Genomic DNA, 15,570 nt, shown 5'->3' with positions numbered 1-15,570 from the left:
GGAAGGCACCGCCCCAGGTGTCCTTGGCGAAGGTCTGAAGCTTGGCAGAGGCCACCTGGGTGGGGGTCGGGAACTTCCAGTCCTCGTAGTCGCCCCGGTTCCCAGCGGTGATGGGGCACGAAGAAAATCTGGACACCGACCCGCCGCGCCGTGTCCACGATGGTGCGCAGATGTAGCAGATCGATGTGCCGGCGGCGGACGAGGATCATCGCGTCAGGAGCGGACCCCGGCCGGCTCACCGCGCTCGGCGGCGTCGGCCTCGAGCTCGCGTACGAGCGGCAGCACCCGTTTGCCGAAGTACTCGACATCCTCGAGGTAGTGCAGGAAGCCCAGGAGGAAGAGGTTCACGCCGAGGCGCTTGTAGGCGACGATGCGCTCGGCGATCTGCTCGGGGGTGCCGATCAGCCCGGTACGGAAGCCGTCGTTGTACTGGACCAGGTCGGCGAACTCCGAGTTCTCCCACATGCCCTTGCCGTTCGACGCGGACCGTCCGGCCTGCTTCACCGCGGTGCCGAAGCCCTCGACCGCCTCTTTGTCGGCCTTGGCGATGATCTCCCGGAGCACCTCCCGCGCCTCGGCCTCGGTGTCGCGCGCGATCATGAAGCCGTTCAGCCCGAAGCGCACCCGCCGGCCGTGCACCGCCGCCTCGGCGTTCACGTCGGCGAGCTGCTCGGCCACGCCGTCGAAGTCCCGGCCGTTGCTGAAGTACCAGTCCGACACTCGGCCGGCCATCGCGCGGGCGCTGGTCGAGTTGCCGCCCTGGAAGATCTCCGGGTGCGGCCGGTCCGGGCCGGCGATGGGCTTGGGCCGCAGGTCGAAGTCGTGCAGGCGGTAGAAGTCACCGCCGAACTCCGCATGCTCGGACGTCCAGATCTCACGCAGTACCCGGATGAACTCCTCGCTGCGCCGGTACCGCTCGTCGTGCTCCAGCCAAGGCTCACCGAGCTTGGTGAACTCGTCCTTGAACCAGCCGCTGACCACGTTGACCGCCGCCCGGCCGCCGGACAGCTGGTCCGCCGTCGCGATGAACTTGGCGAGCACGCCGGGGTGCCACAGCCCCGGGTGGACGGCCGCGATGACCTTGAGCCGCTCGGTCGCGAGCAGCAGCGCCAGGCTGAAGCCCGTCGACTCGTGCTGATACGCCGCGCCGTAGGAGGCGATGTAGCGAACCTGGCTCAGCGCGTACTCGAAGCCGTTGTTCTCGGCCAGCACGGCCAGGCGCCTGTTGTAGTCATAGCCCCAGTCGGTGCGCTGCTCGATCTTGCTGACGACCAGGCCGCCGCTGACGTTCGGCACCCAGTAGGCGAACTTCAGCGGCTCATCAGGCCGAGGCTCGGTCACGGACACGGAATTCTCAGCATTGCCTACTGACATAGTATGGATTCTGCAACGGTTCGCGCCGCTGGACAATGAGGCAATCGCGGCCGGGCGATAGGGAGAACCTTTCAGCGAGGCAGGCTCATGCGGATCGAACAGCTCGAATACGTCGCGGCCGTCACTCGTCTCGGCTCGATGCGCCGTGCCAGCGAGGCGCTGCACATCTCCCAGCCGGCGCTCAGTCAGACCATCAACAACCTCGAACGCGAGCTCGGCGTCACCCTGCTCGACCGCCACCGCGCGGGTGCGCGCGTCAGCACAGGCGGCCGCGAGCTGCTGCCCTTGCTCGCCGAGGTCCTCGACGCGATCGACCGGCTGCGTGCCGCCGCCGACGACCAGGCCCGATCACGACGGATGATCCGCGTCGGCACGGTCAACACCGCGACCGTCCCCCTCGTCACCCCGGCGATGCGAGAGTTCCACACCGCCCACCCGAAGACCCGGGTGGAGCTCGTGACGGCGCAACAGGCCGACATCCACGAGGCGCTGCTCGGCGGCGGCCTCGATCTCGGCCTCGTCAACATCCTCGACGGCGACGATGCCCCGCCTGACCTGTCGACCGTCGAGCTGCTGCGCGGGAGGGCCGTCGTCTGCTGCCGCGCCGACAGCCCGCTCGCCCAGATGCGCTCGGTGCCGGTCGGCCGGATGCTCGGCGAACCGTTCGTCGCGATGCGCTCGGGCTACCTCATGCACCGCTATGTCCACCGGCTCCTGGACGGCCGCGAACCGGCGTTCGCCTACTCGGTCGACGGCGCGGAGATGGGAAAGGCGATGGTCGCCGAGGGACTCGGCATCACCCTCCTGCCGGACTACAGCGTCGCCGACGACCCACTCGAACGGCACGGCATCATCACCTATCGTCCTCTCGACGCCGACGGCCCGGACGTCCTGCTCGTCGCCCAGTACGTCAAGACCCGCCATCTGTCCGCCCCCGTCCGCAGGCTCGTCCGGCTCCTCAAGGCTCAGGCCGCGCACTGGCGCCCGGATGCGTGATCTTCACGCTCGCAAAGACGCGCACTGGGAGATCGAGCAGTACCTAAGACATCAGGCATCGCCTGGCCGCTTCTTCAACCGAGCGGCGTCATGCAGAACTTTCTCACCGGGGCCGGTTCGTTCACCACAGGCGGGAATCTGATCGGCTCCTACAGAGACGCTCCGGTCTCCTACATCGATTGCGAGGGCCACACCGAGTCGGCGTCATCCGGGTCGTCGTCAGCGCGATCACCACGCCCGCGAGTATCCGTGGCGATGGCCGGCCCGCCGTCTGCGCGGCCTTGGTGATCCCCGGGACGAGGTGCTCGGCGATCGCCCGTGCGCCGGTCCAGGTGGTGACCGTGCCGTCCGCCAGCTCGCCCGCCAGGCACAGCATCACCGGGCCGAGTGCCGAGATGATCAATGCGGGGGACATGAGGTCCGGGACGTCCAACCGGCCCGCGGCGGTCAGGGTCTCACCTCGGTAGGCGACCTCATCGCCATTCAGCAGCGGATGCAGCGCTGTCAGGTATTCGCGGACATGGCGGGCCGGGCGGTCGCCGGGTCGGCGTGGGCACCCTCTACCGACACTTCCCTGCCCGCGCGACGCTCGCCGACCGCTGACCAAGGTGACACTCGACGGCCCACGTGCCTAATCGGAGGGCAGTTGCCGCCACGCGCAGCCGGCACCCCGACCGCACTTACCAAGAGTGGTCAGGGCTGGGGGTTCTCAGGTTCGCCGCGTGGGTTCGGGCTGAGGTTGCCGTGGCACGGTCGCCTCTGACCTCGGCTACCGCGGCGTGTTTGAGCCAGTTGAAGGGGCTGGTCGGGCGAAGATTGAGGCGTTCGCTGACCAGGACGCGGGCCAGGTCGGCGTTTGCCGATCTGATCGCCGACTCCAGGAGCGTGCGCTGGACGACATCACGTTGGGCGTGGCTGCCGCCGAACTCGTTGAGGTGATGCCTGACCGGGTACAGCAGGTCGACGACCTTGTCGTGTTCGCCACGTACGAAGCCCACCAGGGCGCGGCATACCGGCAGGCCGACGCGGGCGGTCATGGTCTGGTTGGTAACCCCAGGCCGGTCTTCGGCCAGGTAGGTCTCGCGGTCGGCGATCAATTGCTCGGCTTCGGCGATGCGGCCGGAGGCCGCGAAGGCCATGACGGCGTGCATGTCGTTGAACGCATAGAACGCCTCCCCCGCCTTGGGGGCCCAGTCGTCGGCCAGCGCCCGCCAGCGTACGGTCTGGTCATCGCCCTCCAGCAGAAGGCGCCATAGGAGGGCCGCCGCGTCCAGCAACTCCAGTGCGACACCGGTGCGGTCCGGGCCGTGCAGAACGGTGTCGTAGATGTGCAGGGCACCGGCGGTGTCCCCGGCCTCCAGCGCGTACAGGGCGTAGTGCCACCAGGTGTGGACATTGAAGAACGTACCCGTCGACCAGACGTCCAAGCGGTCGTCAAGGTAGCGGATGCCGCGCTGGAAGCGTCCCTGCATCTCGTAGGTGTGCACGACCGCGTGGATGCCCCACACGTCCCTGGGATTGAGTTCCACCGCGCGCAGGGCGACGGCTTCGGATCGGTCGTAGTGGCCGGCCTCTTCCAGGCCGAACGCGTACATGCCCAGGATGTTGCCGAAGTGCCGGTCGTCGCCGTGCCAAGCCGACAGGGCACCACCGATCCGGTCGCGCAGGGACCGGGCGTCGCCGGTGAAGAAGTCGATCTGATGGCCCGCGACCAGAGCGAGGGCATCACGCGGGTACTCCTCGGTAATGCGTGCCAGCAGGGCCCCGCAGGTGGTGAAGTCGCCGTTCAGCAGGTACTCGACCGCCTCAACATGGGCCCTCTCCCGGGGCAGCAGGCGAGACGTGTCCAGGCTCGCGCGGAACGGCGCGAAGCGCTCGCGCGCGGCACGAGCGTCGTCGGCCTCGGTGGTCAGCAGGCCGAGATACGCCGACAGGACATGGCCGAGCGGGAAGTCCGGATCCTCGTCAAGGGCAAGTCGGGCCTCACCGACGACCTCCGCGCGGAAGTGCAGGAGTTCGTGGATCGCGTTGTCGTAGTGCCGGACGGCGGCCGGGCTCGCGGATCCGATTGTCAGGCCATGCTCGTCGATCGACACCATGCCCTCGGCTGGAGGTACTCGTTTTCTCGAACGAGTCTACGTCCGGCGCGCGCCGGTTCCTCGTCGGTGCGGGCCCAGAACGCCATCCAGCTCAGGCCGACCGCGCTGGTGGAGAAGATCTTGCGCCCGGTCAGGGACCAGTGGTCGCCGTCGCAGGAAGCGCTGGTTCACCCGCCGCATTGCGCCGGCCCGCTCCGTGAGCTGTTCACCGAGCTGATCGGCGTCTCTGAGATCAACCGGTACCTGGTCGAGATGGTGATGGGGCTCGACGTCCGATACCCGGCAGGTGGGGACTCCGGCGACGGTCCGGTGGGCGGGCGGCTGCCCCACGTCCCGCTGGGCTCGGCCGCCGGAGAGACGAGTGGGGCGGCGGTACTGCGGAACGGGCGTGGCGTCTTCCTCGATCTCTCCGGTGAACCCGCGGACTCATCCGGTGGGCCGCACCCGGCCGCCGCGTGGGCGGACCGCGGCGACGTCGTCGTAGCCGAGCCTGTGCCGCAGATTCGGGCGGCTGCGCTGTTGGTCCGCCCGGACGGGCACGTCGCCTGGAGCGGGAAGCTCACAGAGGACGGGGCCGGGCCGGTCGAGGCGCTGAGGAACTGGTTCAGCCCAGCCACGGTCGCCACGTCCCCGACATCGCGGCGACCAGAGTAATCCGGACGAGCCCCGGGAAGAACCGTCAGCCGGTCGTGGCGAGACCGTCTCCGAGCAGGCCCAGGATCCGCTCGGCCCGCTTGCGGCCGGAGTATTCGGCCACCCAGCCCACCGCGGCGGCCGCGGCGAACAACTCCTCGGCGTCCACGTCCTTGCGGATCTCGCCCGCCTCCTGGGCCCGCGCGAGCAACCGGGTCGCGGCCTCCATCATTGCGGCCGACGAGGCGTGCAGCTCGGACTGTTCGTCGACCAGGGCGTTCAGGACCGAAGCAGGGAAACCGCGGCATGCCCCGGAGCGCTCCGAGAAGCGCTGCAGCCACGCGATGAGAGCCTCGCGCGGAGAGCTGGCCTCCAGCGCTTCGTCCGCCGCCGCGCGCATGTTCTCCAACCCGTTGCGGAGCACAGCCTCCAGCAACGCGTCACGCGTGGGGAAGTGCCGGTACAGCGTGCCGATCCCCACGCCCGCCCGGCGCGCGACATCGCGGAGCGAGGCTTCGGTGCCCTGCTGGTCGAACACCTCCCGGGCCACGGCCAAAATGTTCTCTCGGTTCCTGCGGGCGTCGGCTCGCATCTCGGCGCCCGCGGTGGGTTCGACCATGCGGCCCCTCCATCTCCGGTCAACACTTCCATCTTGCTATTCGGAGCAGTGCTCCGTATATTCCGGAGCAGTGCTCCGAATGGTACCCCGGAGGCGGCCTACGCCTCGACACGGAAAGAGAGCTCACCATGACGGCGGAAACCAACAAGAACCCACCGCCGGCGGCGGCCGCCCCGCCGACACGCTTCTCGCCACTGCTGCGCAACGTGGTCCTCGTGACCACTCTCGGCTCCTTCATGGCGTTCCTCGACTCGACGATCGTCAACGTCGCGCTCCGGACGCTGTCGGTCGAGACCAAGTCCTCGCTGGCCACCATCCAATGGGTGGTCACGGCCTACCTGCTGGCGATGGCCGCGGTGATCCCGGCCGCCGGCTGGTTCGCGACACGGCTGGGCGGCAAGCGGGTCTACATCATCGCGGTGCTGGTCTTCACCGTCGCGTCGCTGGCCTGCGGGCTGGCCCAGAACATCGAGCAGCTGATCGCCTTCCGGGTGGTCCAAGGCGCCGCAGGCGGCCTACTTCTGCCCGTCTCACAAATGATCACCATGCGGACCGCAGGCCCCGCGCTCATGGCCAAGGTGATGGCCGTCAGCGGAGTGCCCACCCTCCTCGCCCCGGTCATCGGCCCCACGATCGGCGGCCTGCTCCTGCAGCACGCCGGATGGCGCTGGATCTTCTTCGTCAACATCCCGCTCGGCCTGCTCACCGCGCTCCTGTCGGTGCGGTTCCTGCCCGCCGACGATCGCACGAACGGCGGGCGCCTGGACCTGCCCGGCCTCGCCCTCATCACCGCCGGCAGCGTCGCCATCACGTACGGCCTGGCCGAGATCGGCACGACCGGCCACGTGGGCGACCCCAAGGTCGTGGTCTCGCTCATCGCCGGCGTGATGCTCGTCGCCGGGTTCATCCTTTACGCCCTGCGTGCGGCCAATCCCCTCGTCGACCTGCGGCTTTACAAGAACAAGATGTACGCGGCCGCCTCGATCACCAACATCAGCCTGGGCGCCACGGTCTTCGGCGCCATCATCCTGATGCCGCTGTACTTCCAGATCGTCCGGCACGAGAACGCCGTCCACACCGGGCTGCTGCTCATCCCGCAGGGCCTCGGCGCGGCGATCGCCATCAGCCTCGCCGCCAAGCTGACCGACCGGTTCGGCAGCGGCCGGGCCTCCCTCGCCGGCGGCTTGGTGGGCGTGATCGGAACGCTCCCCTTCGTCTTCATCCACGCGGACACGTCCTACTCGTTCCTCGGCGTCATGATGTTCGTCCGCGGGTTCGGTATCGGCGCCTGCTCGGTGCCCGCGATCGCCGCCGCCTACCGTGCCATCTCCCCCATGAAGATCCCGGACGCGACCGTCCAGCTCAACGTCGGACAGCGCATCGGCGGATCCGCCGGCACCGCGCTATTCGCCGTCATCCTGCAGAACAGGCTGGAGAAGGCCTCCGGGCCGGTCGCCCAGGCGGCCGGATTCGGCACCGCCTTCTGGTGGGTGCTGGCGATCGCGATCCTGGCCACCGCTCCGACACTGGGCCTGATCGCCCTGGAGCGCAGCGCGAAGCGGGCCGAGGCCGCCTCGCCGCCCGCGCCGGCCGTCCCTGCCGACACCAACTGAGGACCAGTCCGGACCGACAGTGCTCCCGGAATGCTTCTCATCCGTGCTCCCGTGCTCCCTCCGGGAGCGGGGAGCATCGGGAGCACGCATGGTCGCTGAACTGTCCTGAACCGACGTCAGGGAGCGTCACTGATACCCGCTGACCTGCCATTTCTCGAAAAGCCGCAGGTCAACGGCGGCCAAACCGGTGATCGAGAAGTGGTCCGGCCGACTGGGCGGTGTGGAGACACTCGGAGTGAACCACACTCACGATGTACCACAGCCTCCGCCTGGACGGGAACGTCAAGCCGCACGTGGTGTTCTTTCCCCCACCGAAGGCAGCGTCGACCACGCTCACGTCCACGAGCACTGACGAAGAGCCGGCCGGCGGCGCACAGCGCAAGAGAATCGGATTCAACGGAGGCTCGATGCCCATCCCCGAACTCACTCGTGTCGATCACATCGGAATCACCGTTCCCGACCTGGACCAGGCGCGCCTCGCTCTCGGTCGGGCCGGGAGCCAGGGCGTTGACGCGGACACCGTCAGCGGCCAGCTCCAGGGCCCAGCTACAGGGCCCAGCTACGCGTGAGCTGTTCCAGCGCGGCCTTCGACGCGGCGTAGTGCGCCATGCCGGGGAGGGGCCGATGGCCGTACGTGCTGGAGACGTTGACGATCGACCCCTTGGTCCGCCGTAGGTGCGGCAGGGCGGCGTGGGCGAGCACGCTCGGTGCGGTGACGTTGAGGTCGAACAGGTCGGCGATTCCGTCGGCGGTGGTCTCGGCCAGCGGCATCACCCTGGTGGCACCGGCGCCGTTGACCAGCACGTCCAGGCGTCCCCACCGGCCAGTGGCCTCGTCGATCACTCGTCCGGGGGTGTCCGGAGCGCATACGTCGGCGGGACACGCGACGATCTCCGGGTGCCCGGTGGCGGTTTCGGCCAGGGCGTCATCGCGACGGCCGACACCGAGTACGCGCGCGCCGGCACGGGCGAAGGCTCGGGCGGCGGCGCGGCCGATGCCCGAGCCGGCGCCGGTCATGATGACGACCTTGCCGCTGAAGTCTTCATGAAGCTGGACGGTCACGCGCTTTCCTTTCGTCGCACAGCTACGGTTCCGGACTGCCGGGAGCCGTAACTCAGGGCACCCCGGCGACGTCGGTGACCGGAGCGAGGTGAAGGGCGATGTGCGACGGCGGAATCCGCTCGTCCCCGACCGGGGCTCCGGCGCAGGACGACCCGACACCACGGATCGGCTGCCGGTTCAAGCCCGGTGCTGTCACAAACGCGGTCGCCGTCCGGTCCTAGCTGGTGTCGGTTTCCCGGAGGCTCACCCAGGAGGAGATGGTGAAGGTCGCGGCGCGAGACGCGGATCGGCCGGCCACGATCGCCCAGAACGGGCCGAACCTCCAGCCGGCGTCGGAGCCAGGCGCGCACCCCTGGTGCGCGCCACCCCGGGCAGGTCGCGAAGAGCCCCCGGCCGCGACCTGCCAGGCGCGCACGAGGTTCCCCGTGCGCGTCCCCCGGCAGGCCGCGGCACCGATCCCCCGGGCCCCCGCCGCGGCCTGCCTCGAACCTGCCATGACGCGCCGCGTCACGGTCCGCCGCTCTCAGGCGCGGCGGCCGGACCAGGCGCAGCCTGTTCTTCCAAGAAGGGATGACGAACGATGACGTCTCACGGTGACCTGCCCGTACCTGAGCACGGCCTCCTCCTCACGCACTTCCTGACCGTACGCGACGTCGCGATCTCGAGGCGCTTCTATGCCGACGTCTTCGGCGGCGAGGTCGTGATGGAGGAGAACCCGGCGATCGTGAAGGTCGCCAACAGCTGGATCATCATGAACCCCGGCGGCGGACCCACCCCCGACAAGCCGGACGTCACCTTGGACGTACCCCAGAGCGGCGAGCGAGTGTCCGGCTTCCTGAACGTGCGCGTGGCCGACATGGACGCCTTCTACGCGCATGCCGTCGCGAAGGGCGCCCGCTTCCTCACCGAGCCCCTCGACCGCGTCTCGGAACTGCGCTGCTACCTACGCGACCCCGACGGCTACCTCATCGAGGTGGGCCAGTCCACCGGCCTGCTCAAGGGAATCCTGGCCGATGCGCCCGCGGAATCCCCACCGGGGCGTTCCCGCACGTTGGGGGCGTAGCCCGGGCGCATCGTGAGGTCGGCGTCCACACGACGGAGCCAGGGCGATGGTGTGGAGTAGAGACAACCTGCAGCTCATGGAGCCGGGCGAGCGCGCCGCGTTGATGCGGGCACTCGTCGAGCTGGCCGAGGAGGATCCGCTGGACGATCCGGGTCATCGCAAGAGGCACCGGCTCTTCCTCGCGCTGGCGGCCGGGACGTGTGCGTGGATGATTCCCTGGATCGTCTACCTGGCGTCGACCCTGCCCGGTGACTACACGGTCGGCCAGTGGTCCGCGACGTGGACCGGCTTCGACATCGCCCTGCTGGCGACGCTGGCCGGTACCGCGCTGGCGATCCGGGGCAAGCGGCAGGTGGCGATCATCGGCATGCTCGTCACCGCCACGCTGCTGACGTGCGACGCATGGTTCGACGTCATGTTGTCGTACGGTGCGGACGAGTTCCCGCTCAGTGTCGTGACCGCGCTCGGCGGCGAGTTGCCGTTGGCGGCGGTCTGCTTCCATGCGGCCCACCGGTTGATCCGGCTCACCGTGCACGAGGCGTGGATCCGCCGCGGCCTCATCGAGGCGGAGCCGCCGCTGACCCGCATCCGGCTCTTCACACTCATCGAACCCGGGCAGGGCCGCCCGTCCGGGCGGATCCTCTCCGGCGACGCCCAGGATTCGGCGAGCGCAGTGGTCAGGAGGCGGGTACGGGGAGGCCGGCGGCGAGGTGGTCGAAGGCCTGGTCGATGAGCGCTTGCAGACCCTCGATCCCCGTCTCCGGTTTCCAGCCGGTGAAGGCCGCGCGGAAGGCCGACCCGGTCGCCGCCGGTGCCGCCGTCACGCTGTTCATCATGCTCAGCGTGCCCTCCAGCGGCCTCACCGTCCCCGTCGACCTGCTCCGGGGCTTCTTCCGCTTCCTCCACCCCGTCCTGCCGATGGGCAATGCCGCGGACGCCCTGCGCGATGTCGACTACTTCGACGACCGGCAACTGGGCCGGCCCACCGCGGTGCTCTGCGCCTGGATCGCGGCGGGCGCCGCTCTCATCGTGCTCGGATACGTCAAGCAACTACGCCGACTCGTGCGCGAAGCACGGGCCGGCATGGCGGAAAACGTCCCCGTACCCCCCGCGGAGGACCCCACCGTGGAACTCCCCGAGCCGGTCGCACTCCCCCGCGCCAGCACCATTTCGGCGTGCAACCGCCGATACTGACCGGGCAGGTCAGCGGTATCGCCGGAGAACCGCTGCCGGGCGTCGCCATCACGGTCACCGACCCGCGCGGACACCAACTCCTGCATACCCGTACGGACAAGAACGGCGAGTACGCGGCCACGGGCTTCCACGACGGTTTCGCCATCGTCGTCGCCGGCGCCCCGGCCGGCAACCGGTCGCCACGCGGCTGCACCTCAGCAACGCCACACCGGTGAAACAGGACTTCACCCTGATGCCCGGCCGGCAGGCCGTTCCGGAAGGCAGAGGCAGCCACCGAGCGACCACGATCGCCCACGATCAGGGCAACGCCGGTCGCACACTCTGACGTCCGGCGTCCGGGTGGCGCTGGGGAAGGCCGGTGGTCCGCCGTGGGACGGAACGGCCCGCGGCGGGCAGCCCCTCCAGGCTCACGGTCGTCGCCGCCGAGAACTCGCCGGGCACCCGCACCCGGGTACGCGACGCCTCCCGCCGCCCCCCGAGCCGGTCTTCGCGCACGCCAACGCCGCGCCGGGATACGTCCGGCGCGGCGAAGGTCGTGTCTGTGTGGGGTCGGTGGTACTCGCCTACTGGATCTGGTCGGTCGGGCGGATGAGGATCTCGTTGACCGCGACGTGCTCCGGCTGGCCGACCGCGTACACGACGGCGTCCGCGATGTCCTCGGGCCGCAGAGTGCGCATGGAGGCGGCCAGGTTCTGTGCGGCCGCCTGCATGGTCGGGTCCGTGATGTGGTCGGTCAGTTCGGTGGCGACGAAGCCGGGCTCGATGATCACGACCCGCACGCCCTGGGCGGTGACCTCCTGCCGCAGTGACTCGGAGAAGGCGGTGATGCCGAACTTCGTCGCGGCGTACACGCCGCTGTAGGCCGACGCGATCCGGCCCGCGGTCGAGGAGACCTGCAGGATCGTGCCCTTGCGCTGCAGCAGGTGCGGCAACGCCGCGTGGACCGTGTACATCGACCCGAGCAGGTTGGTCTCGATCATGCGCGTCCATTCTGTGGTGTCCGCACCCACGATCGGCCCGTTGAGCATCACCCCCGCGTTGTTCACCAGGACGTCCAGGGCGCCGAAGCGCTCAACGGTCGCCGCGACCGCGGCCCGTACCGACTCCTGGTCGGTCACGTCCAGTTGGAGGGCCAGCATCTCGTCGGCCGCCTTGCGTGCGAGAGCCTCCAGCCGGTCGGCGCGCCTGGCGCCGATCGCGACACGGGCACCCTCCGCCGAGAGGGCCAGCGCCGTGGCCTCGCCGATGCCTGACGACGCTCCAGTGACGAGGACGACCTTTCCGTCCAAGGTGGTGCTCACGTACTTTCCATCCCGTCTATTCCTTCTCGCTGGGGCGCTGCTCGGTGGTGATCCGGTCTTCGGCCGGGCCGGTTCCCGTATCCTGCGACTCCTCGCGGAAGTCGATCTTCCGGTGGGTTCCGTCGCACAGCGGTTTGCCGGCGGAGTGGCCGCAGCGGCACAGCGTCATCCGGTTCCGGGTCTCCAGCGGCCGTCCGTCAGCGCGCTGGACGGGTACGCCGCCGGTGACCCACAGCGCGCTGGCCAGGCCGTTCTCCTCTTCGAGGACGGAGATGGCCTGCGGGAGGTCGGGCTCGATCGTCTCGCCGCCGCGTTCCAGGGCGTAGCTGTAGGAGCCCGACGGGCAGTGGTCGATGCGGCCCATGATGTCGGAGCGGACGTCGCTGTCCCCCGTGTCGGCGAGCATGTCGGCGATGGGCCGGGTGCGCCCGATGCAGAACGCGGCGTGGATGCAGAGTTCGCCGACCCGCTGGGCCGAGATGCCCACGCCGTCGTGCACGTGCTGCCGTTCCTCGTACGGCCGGACGTCGGCGGCCTCGGTGCCGTCGAACCCGATCCGGGCGTGCGTCCCGTCGCAGAACGGCTTGGCGGACGAGTGGCCGCAGCGGCACAGCGCATAGGTGTCCTCGGTGGCCAGCGTCTCGCCGGTCTTCCAGGTCAGTGCCGCGTTGTTCTCGGGAGCGACGATCTTGCGTTTGCGCTTGAGCGGAACTCCGCCGTACACGAGGTACGGGCCGTCGGGGAGCACGACGATCCGTTGCCCGTCGCCGGCGCTCCACCGGCGGTGCTCGGGCGGGACGTACTCGAAGGTCGGGCCGGCCGTCGTACCCTCACCGTCGGGCATCCGCATCAGAGCCTGGGCCTGGGCCTTGAGCCGGTACATGGTGGCGGTGGCGACCGCGAGCAGCCTCGGGCTGCCGTTGAACGCCTGTTCCAGCAGGTGCAGCAGGAGACAGTACGTGTCGTTGAACTCCTCCTGGGCCGTGCGGATCGCGCTGCCCGGAGCATGATCGGCGATCCGGGGGTTGGGCCTCATCGGGAGGACGCCCAGGAGATCCACGGTGATCGGCTCGCCGGTGGGTCCGGAGCGCGGGGTGTCGCCGCGCCGGTAGCGCCGGCCGGTTTTGAGTTCCTGGAAGCGGTAGTAGTGGGCGACCTCGTCCCGGTCGGGGTGGTGGACGTCCGGGTCGCCGTCCCAGACCGCGCCGCGGGAGGTGCCCTCGCCCTCCTCGACGATCTCCTCCAGCGCGGCCAGCGCCGAGGCCAGGTCGTCGACGACGACCATCCGTCCGGCGGTGTTCCGGAAGTGCCCGGCGTGCAGCTGGCGGGCCGGATCGCCGGTGAAGACCTCCCGCTCGCCGAGCCGGTCGCACAGGTGGCGCAGCCCGTCCTCGATCGCGTCGTAGAACTGCCCGATCGTCTCGTAGGCGTCGCCCTCCGGTGGGGCGCCGGGCGGGGCCGGCTGTTCGAGCCGGAGGAACATGTCGAGTGCCTCGGCGCCGAACGGAAGCAGCGACAGTCCCAGGGAGGGGTCTCCGTGCGGCAGCCGCCGGGGATGCGCCGGCAGCGTCCGCGGCATGTCCAGCCGCGGTCGCCCGCCGACGGCGTTGAGCAGGTTCGCGGCCAGCGCCAGGTGGAGCATCTCCTCGATGAAGACTCCGGCCACCGCCTCGACGGCTTCGGGATTGCGCTCCGGGTCCAGGGAGTAGAGCGCGCACAGGTACGGCGGCAGCGTCGCGTGTTCCAGCTCGATCGCCCACTGCAGGTGCTCGCGGAGATCGTCGATCGTGGCGATCCGCCCGGGCGCGGCGGAGGCGGCGGCATGCTGTTGCTGCACTGGATGGTTCACGGTGTCTCGTTTCGACTGTCGAACGGGGATCTCACCGGCGTCGTATTCGCCGGTGTTCACAGATCAGGTGTCCTCGCCGGCGCTGCGCCGGCGAAGGCGGCGGTCGGCTTCCAGCTCCTCGACCGCACCGAGAAGGTTGCGGAGTCCGACGTCTTCGCGCTCGGCGTCGGCCGGGTCGAACAGCCACTCCGAAACCGGCCGGCCGGCCGCCTCCTCCGGGCGGCTGGACTCGGACATCCTCAGTTCCGCCTCGACTTCGACCTCGAGTTCGATCTCGAAGTCGTTGTCGCCGGTCGGCTTGTTCATCTCTCCTCCACACGTGGCTTGGACGGGCGCCTGGCGGGCCGGGCGTTTGACGGCATGGATCAGTTGCATCGAGACCTGTCCGGAGGCGAACAGGCGGGTGAAGCTCTCACTCTGGCGGGCCGCCAGCGCGAAGCCGCGGTCGTCGCGGTGCTCGGTGGCGACGACCGCGGCGACCTGCTCGGCGCGCCGCGACCATGACAGCGGCGCGCCGTCGGGCCGGTCCACCTGCTCGACCAGCTCGAATCCCGCATCGGCGAGCAGCTCCACGAGCTCCCACTGGGTGGGGAAGAGGTTGCCGTCCGGCACCGGGAACACCCGCGGCCGCCGGGCGACGACCACCAGAAGACCCAGCGGGGAGCCCGGCGTCAGCACCCGATGGATCTCGCGGAGCAGGGTGGCCTTGTCCCGGACGGTGCACAGCACTCCCAGGCACCAGGCGGCGTCGACCGACTCCGCGCGGAGCGGGATCCGTTCGCCGCTCCCCTGGATGACCGGCAGCCCGAACAGCCGGGCGGCGGCGCGGCACGCGGCCGGCATCGGCTCCAGCAGGACCGGCCGGACCCCGAACCGCCTGGCCGCCCAGGCCGCCGGACCGCCGGCACCGGCGCCGACGTCCAGCAGCCTGGCCCCGGCCGACAGCTCGCAGGCCTCCGCCAGCCAGGCCAGGGCGGCCGGATTCGCGCTGCCGCGGCAGGCGGCCGGGATCGCGTACCGCTCCCCCAGCCGCGTGACGGCGTCGGCGGTCCAGCCGGCGACGTCATCGAACTCGGCGACCATCGCCGAAGAGGTCACAGCGGATCTCCCGTCCGGTCGGCGGCGCCGATTCCGCCGGCGGGCCGCCTGGTGTCGTGGTGCGGTGGTGAGTCAGGAATCGCGAGCGACCCGGAGGTGCTCGCGCTGGGCGAGTTCCGCCTCGTCCACCAGGGTGACCATGGGCTTGCCGGGTTCGCAGAGCATCACGACCACGAACCGGAGCGGCACGTCGTCACGGTTGTTGCCGTCGTGGTAGTGGATGACGTCGCCGCCGGGCTCCCAGAACGCCTCCCCCGCGGGGACGGGTCGCGGCGGCTGCCCCTCGACTTCCAGCAGCATCTCGCCTTCCAGCACGTACCCGAACGCCGGGCCCGGGTGCCGGTGCGGCGGCGCGCCGGGGTCGCCGGGCGGGTACTCGACGATCACCGTCATCGCGTGCGCTCCCGCCGGGATGAAGGGCGGCTCGACCTCCTGGATGGTGCTGAAAGCGGTCTGCCACGCGGACGACCTGGCCTTCGGCTCGCTGACCGGATCAGTGCCGGACATCGGACCAACCTTTCTGACTCGTGGGTACAGGGCAGGCCGGGAACTATTTCCCGGCGTCGCTCGCCAGCCAGTCGGCGTACTTGAGCTCGCCGAGGGTCGCGCCGTCGCCCGGCACGAGATCGCTCTCCCGCATCTCGGCGCCGAAGTAGTGCGCGTGCGGGT

General features: G+C 69.9%; 16 protein-coding genes. 7 read left to right on the top strand and 9 right to left on the bottom strand.

The window, feature by feature from the left end; genetic code table 11:
• Positions 1-213: 213 nt before the first annotated feature.
• Positions 214-1,341, bottom strand: a complete 1,128-nt coding sequence (gene sfnG, locus AB0L00_RS45195; RefSeq protein WP_364444363.1) for a dimethylsulfone monooxygenase SfnG — start codon at positions 1,339-1,341, stop codon at positions 214-216.
• A 120-nt stretch (positions 1,342-1,461) separates the two neighbouring features.
• On the opposite strand from sfnG, the gene AB0L00_RS45190 reads away from it, so the two are divergent.
• A complete protein-coding gene (locus AB0L00_RS45190; RefSeq protein ID WP_364444361.1) occupies positions 1,462-2,370 on the top strand; it encodes a LysR family transcriptional regulator in 909 nt (302 codons plus the stop codon).
• 121 nt (positions 2,371-2,491) lie between these two features.
• Here the strand turns inward: AB0L00_RS45190 and AB0L00_RS45185 are convergent, their stop codons facing one another.
• Together AB0L00_RS45185 and AB0L00_RS45180 are read right to left on the bottom strand one after the other, a co-directional pair.
• The gene (locus tag AB0L00_RS45185; RefSeq protein WP_364444359.1) at positions 2,492-2,977 is read right to left on the bottom strand and encodes an LLM class flavin-dependent oxidoreductase; all 486 of its coding nucleotides are present in this window, start codon (positions 2,975-2,977) and stop codon (positions 2,492-2,494) included.
• 73 nt (positions 2,978-3,050) lie between these two features.
• The gene (locus AB0L00_RS45180; RefSeq protein ID WP_364444357.1) at positions 3,051-4,469 is read right to left on the bottom strand and encodes a tetratricopeptide repeat protein; all 1,419 of its coding nucleotides are present in this window, start codon (positions 4,467-4,469) and stop codon (positions 3,051-3,053) included.
• 66 nt (positions 4,470-4,535) lie between these two features.
• Here AB0L00_RS45180 and AB0L00_RS45175 point away from each other — a divergent pair, with 66 nt between their 5' ends.
• A complete protein-coding gene (locus AB0L00_RS45175; protein WP_364444354.1) occupies positions 4,536-5,123 on the top strand; it encodes a hypothetical protein in 588 nt (195 codons plus the stop codon).
• A 25-nt stretch (positions 5,124-5,148) separates the two neighbouring features.
• Here AB0L00_RS45175 and AB0L00_RS45170 read toward each other — a convergent pair whose 3' ends face one another.
• Complete coding sequence (locus tag AB0L00_RS45170) at positions 5,149-5,721, bottom strand: helix-turn-helix domain-containing protein (RefSeq protein WP_364444352.1); 573 nt, start codon at positions 5,719-5,721, stop codon at positions 5,149-5,151.
• Positions 5,722-5,849: 128 nt separating this feature from the next.
• On the opposite strand from AB0L00_RS45170, the gene AB0L00_RS45165 reads away from it, so the two are divergent.
• Complete coding sequence (locus tag AB0L00_RS45165) at positions 5,850-7,334, top strand: DHA2 family efflux MFS transporter permease subunit (protein ID WP_364444350.1); 1,485 nt, start codon at positions 5,850-5,852, stop codon at positions 7,332-7,334.
• A 546-nt stretch (positions 7,335-7,880) separates the two neighbouring features.
• Here the strand turns inward: AB0L00_RS45165 and AB0L00_RS45160 are convergent.
• A complete protein-coding gene (locus tag AB0L00_RS45160) occupies positions 7,881-8,396 on the bottom strand; it encodes an SDR family oxidoreductase (RefSeq protein ID WP_364444347.1) in 516 nt (171 codons plus the stop codon).
• A 580-nt stretch (positions 8,397-8,976) separates the two neighbouring features.
• On the opposite strand from AB0L00_RS45160, the gene AB0L00_RS45155 reads away from it, so the two are divergent.
• The 4 genes from AB0L00_RS45155 to AB0L00_RS45140 are packed head-to-tail and all read left to right on the top strand — an operon-like array spanning position 8,977 to position 10,868.
• Positions 8,977-9,459 carry a VOC family protein gene (locus AB0L00_RS45155; protein WP_364444344.1) on the top strand — a complete coding sequence of 161 codons (483 nt, stop codon included), beginning with the start codon at positions 8,977-8,979 and terminating at the stop codon, positions 9,457-9,459.
• Between the two features lie 46 nt (positions 9,460-9,505).
• Complete coding sequence (locus AB0L00_RS45150; protein WP_364444341.1) at positions 9,506-10,192, top strand: hypothetical protein; 687 nt, start codon at positions 9,506-9,508, stop codon at positions 10,190-10,192.
• Positions 10,189-10,653 (top strand): DUF3533 domain-containing protein, encoded by a 465-nt coding sequence (locus tag AB0L00_RS45145; protein WP_364444338.1) that lies wholly within the window; start codon positions 10,189-10,191, stop codon positions 10,651-10,653. Before AB0L00_RS45150 ends, AB0L00_RS45145 begins: the two co-directional genes overlap by 4 nt.
• On the top strand, positions 10,635-10,868 hold the full coding sequence (locus AB0L00_RS45140) for a carboxypeptidase-like regulatory domain-containing protein (RefSeq protein ID WP_364444335.1): 234 nt from the start codon (positions 10,635-10,637) through the stop codon (positions 10,866-10,868). Before AB0L00_RS45145 ends, AB0L00_RS45140 begins: the two co-directional genes overlap by 19 nt.
• 348 nt (positions 10,869-11,216) lie before the next feature.
• On the opposite strand, the gene AB0L00_RS45135 is transcribed toward AB0L00_RS45140, so the two are convergent.
• The 4 genes from AB0L00_RS45135 to AB0L00_RS45120 form a co-directional block, all read right to left on the bottom strand.
• Positions 11,217-11,954: an SDR family NAD(P)-dependent oxidoreductase gene (locus AB0L00_RS45135; RefSeq protein ID WP_364444333.1), complete on the bottom strand. Its 738-nt coding sequence runs from the start codon at positions 11,952-11,954 to the stop codon at positions 11,217-11,219.
• Between the two features lie 16 nt (positions 11,955-11,970).
• Complete coding sequence (locus AB0L00_RS45130) at positions 11,971-13,803, bottom strand: ferritin-like domain-containing protein (protein ID WP_364444330.1); 1,833 nt, start codon at positions 13,801-13,803, stop codon at positions 11,971-11,973.
• A 63-nt stretch (positions 13,804-13,866) separates the two neighbouring features.
• The gene (locus AB0L00_RS45125; protein ID WP_364444328.1) at positions 13,867-14,901 is read right to left on the bottom strand and encodes a class I SAM-dependent methyltransferase; all 1,035 of its coding nucleotides are present in this window, start codon (positions 14,899-14,901) and stop codon (positions 13,867-13,869) included.
• Positions 14,902-14,973: 72 nt separating this feature from the next.
• On the bottom strand, positions 14,974-15,408 hold the full coding sequence (locus AB0L00_RS45120) for a cupin domain-containing protein (RefSeq protein WP_364444326.1): 435 nt from the start codon (positions 15,406-15,408) through the stop codon (positions 14,974-14,976).
• Between the last annotated feature and the right edge of the window lie 162 nt (positions 15,409-15,570).

This window comes from Actinoallomurus sp. NPDC052308, assembly GCF_040679195.1.
In the GTDB taxonomy this organism is placed as follows: Bacteria; Actinomycetota; Actinomycetes; order Streptosporangiales; family Streptosporangiaceae; genus Actinoallomurus; species Actinoallomurus liliacearum.
Note: the sequence above shows the minus strand (reverse complement) of the source record. Positions and strands in the feature narration are given on the sequence as shown.

Excerpts from the sequence above, each read along its gene's own strand:
- AB0L00_RS45190 (WP_364444361.1), top strand. The coding sequence starts at position 1,462 with ATGCGGATCGAACAGCTCGAATACGTCGCGGCCGTCACTCGTCTCGGC.
- AB0L00_RS45180 (WP_364444357.1), bottom strand. The coding sequence starts at position 4,469 with ATGGTGTCGATCGACGAGCATGGCCTGACAATCGGATCCGCGAGCCCG.
- AB0L00_RS45170 (WP_364444352.1), bottom strand. The coding sequence starts at position 5,721 with ATGGTCGAACCCACCGCGGGCGCCGAGATGCGAGCCGACGCCCGCAGG.
- AB0L00_RS45165 (WP_364444350.1), top strand. The coding sequence starts at position 5,850 with ATGACGGCGGAAACCAACAAGAACCCACCGCCGGCGGCGGCCGCCCCG.
- AB0L00_RS45155 (WP_364444344.1), top strand. The coding sequence starts at position 8,977 with ATGACGTCTCACGGTGACCTGCCCGTACCTGAGCACGGCCTCCTCCTC.
- AB0L00_RS45150 (WP_364444341.1), top strand. The coding sequence starts at position 9,506 with ATGGTGTGGAGTAGAGACAACCTGCAGCTCATGGAGCCGGGCGAGCGC.
- AB0L00_RS45145 (WP_364444338.1), top strand. The coding sequence starts at position 10,189 with ATGAGCGCTTGCAGACCCTCGATCCCCGTCTCCGGTTTCCAGCCGGTG.
- AB0L00_RS45120 (WP_364444326.1), bottom strand. The coding sequence starts at position 15,408 with ATGTCCGGCACTGATCCGGTCAGCGAGCCGAAGGCCAGGTCGTCCGCG.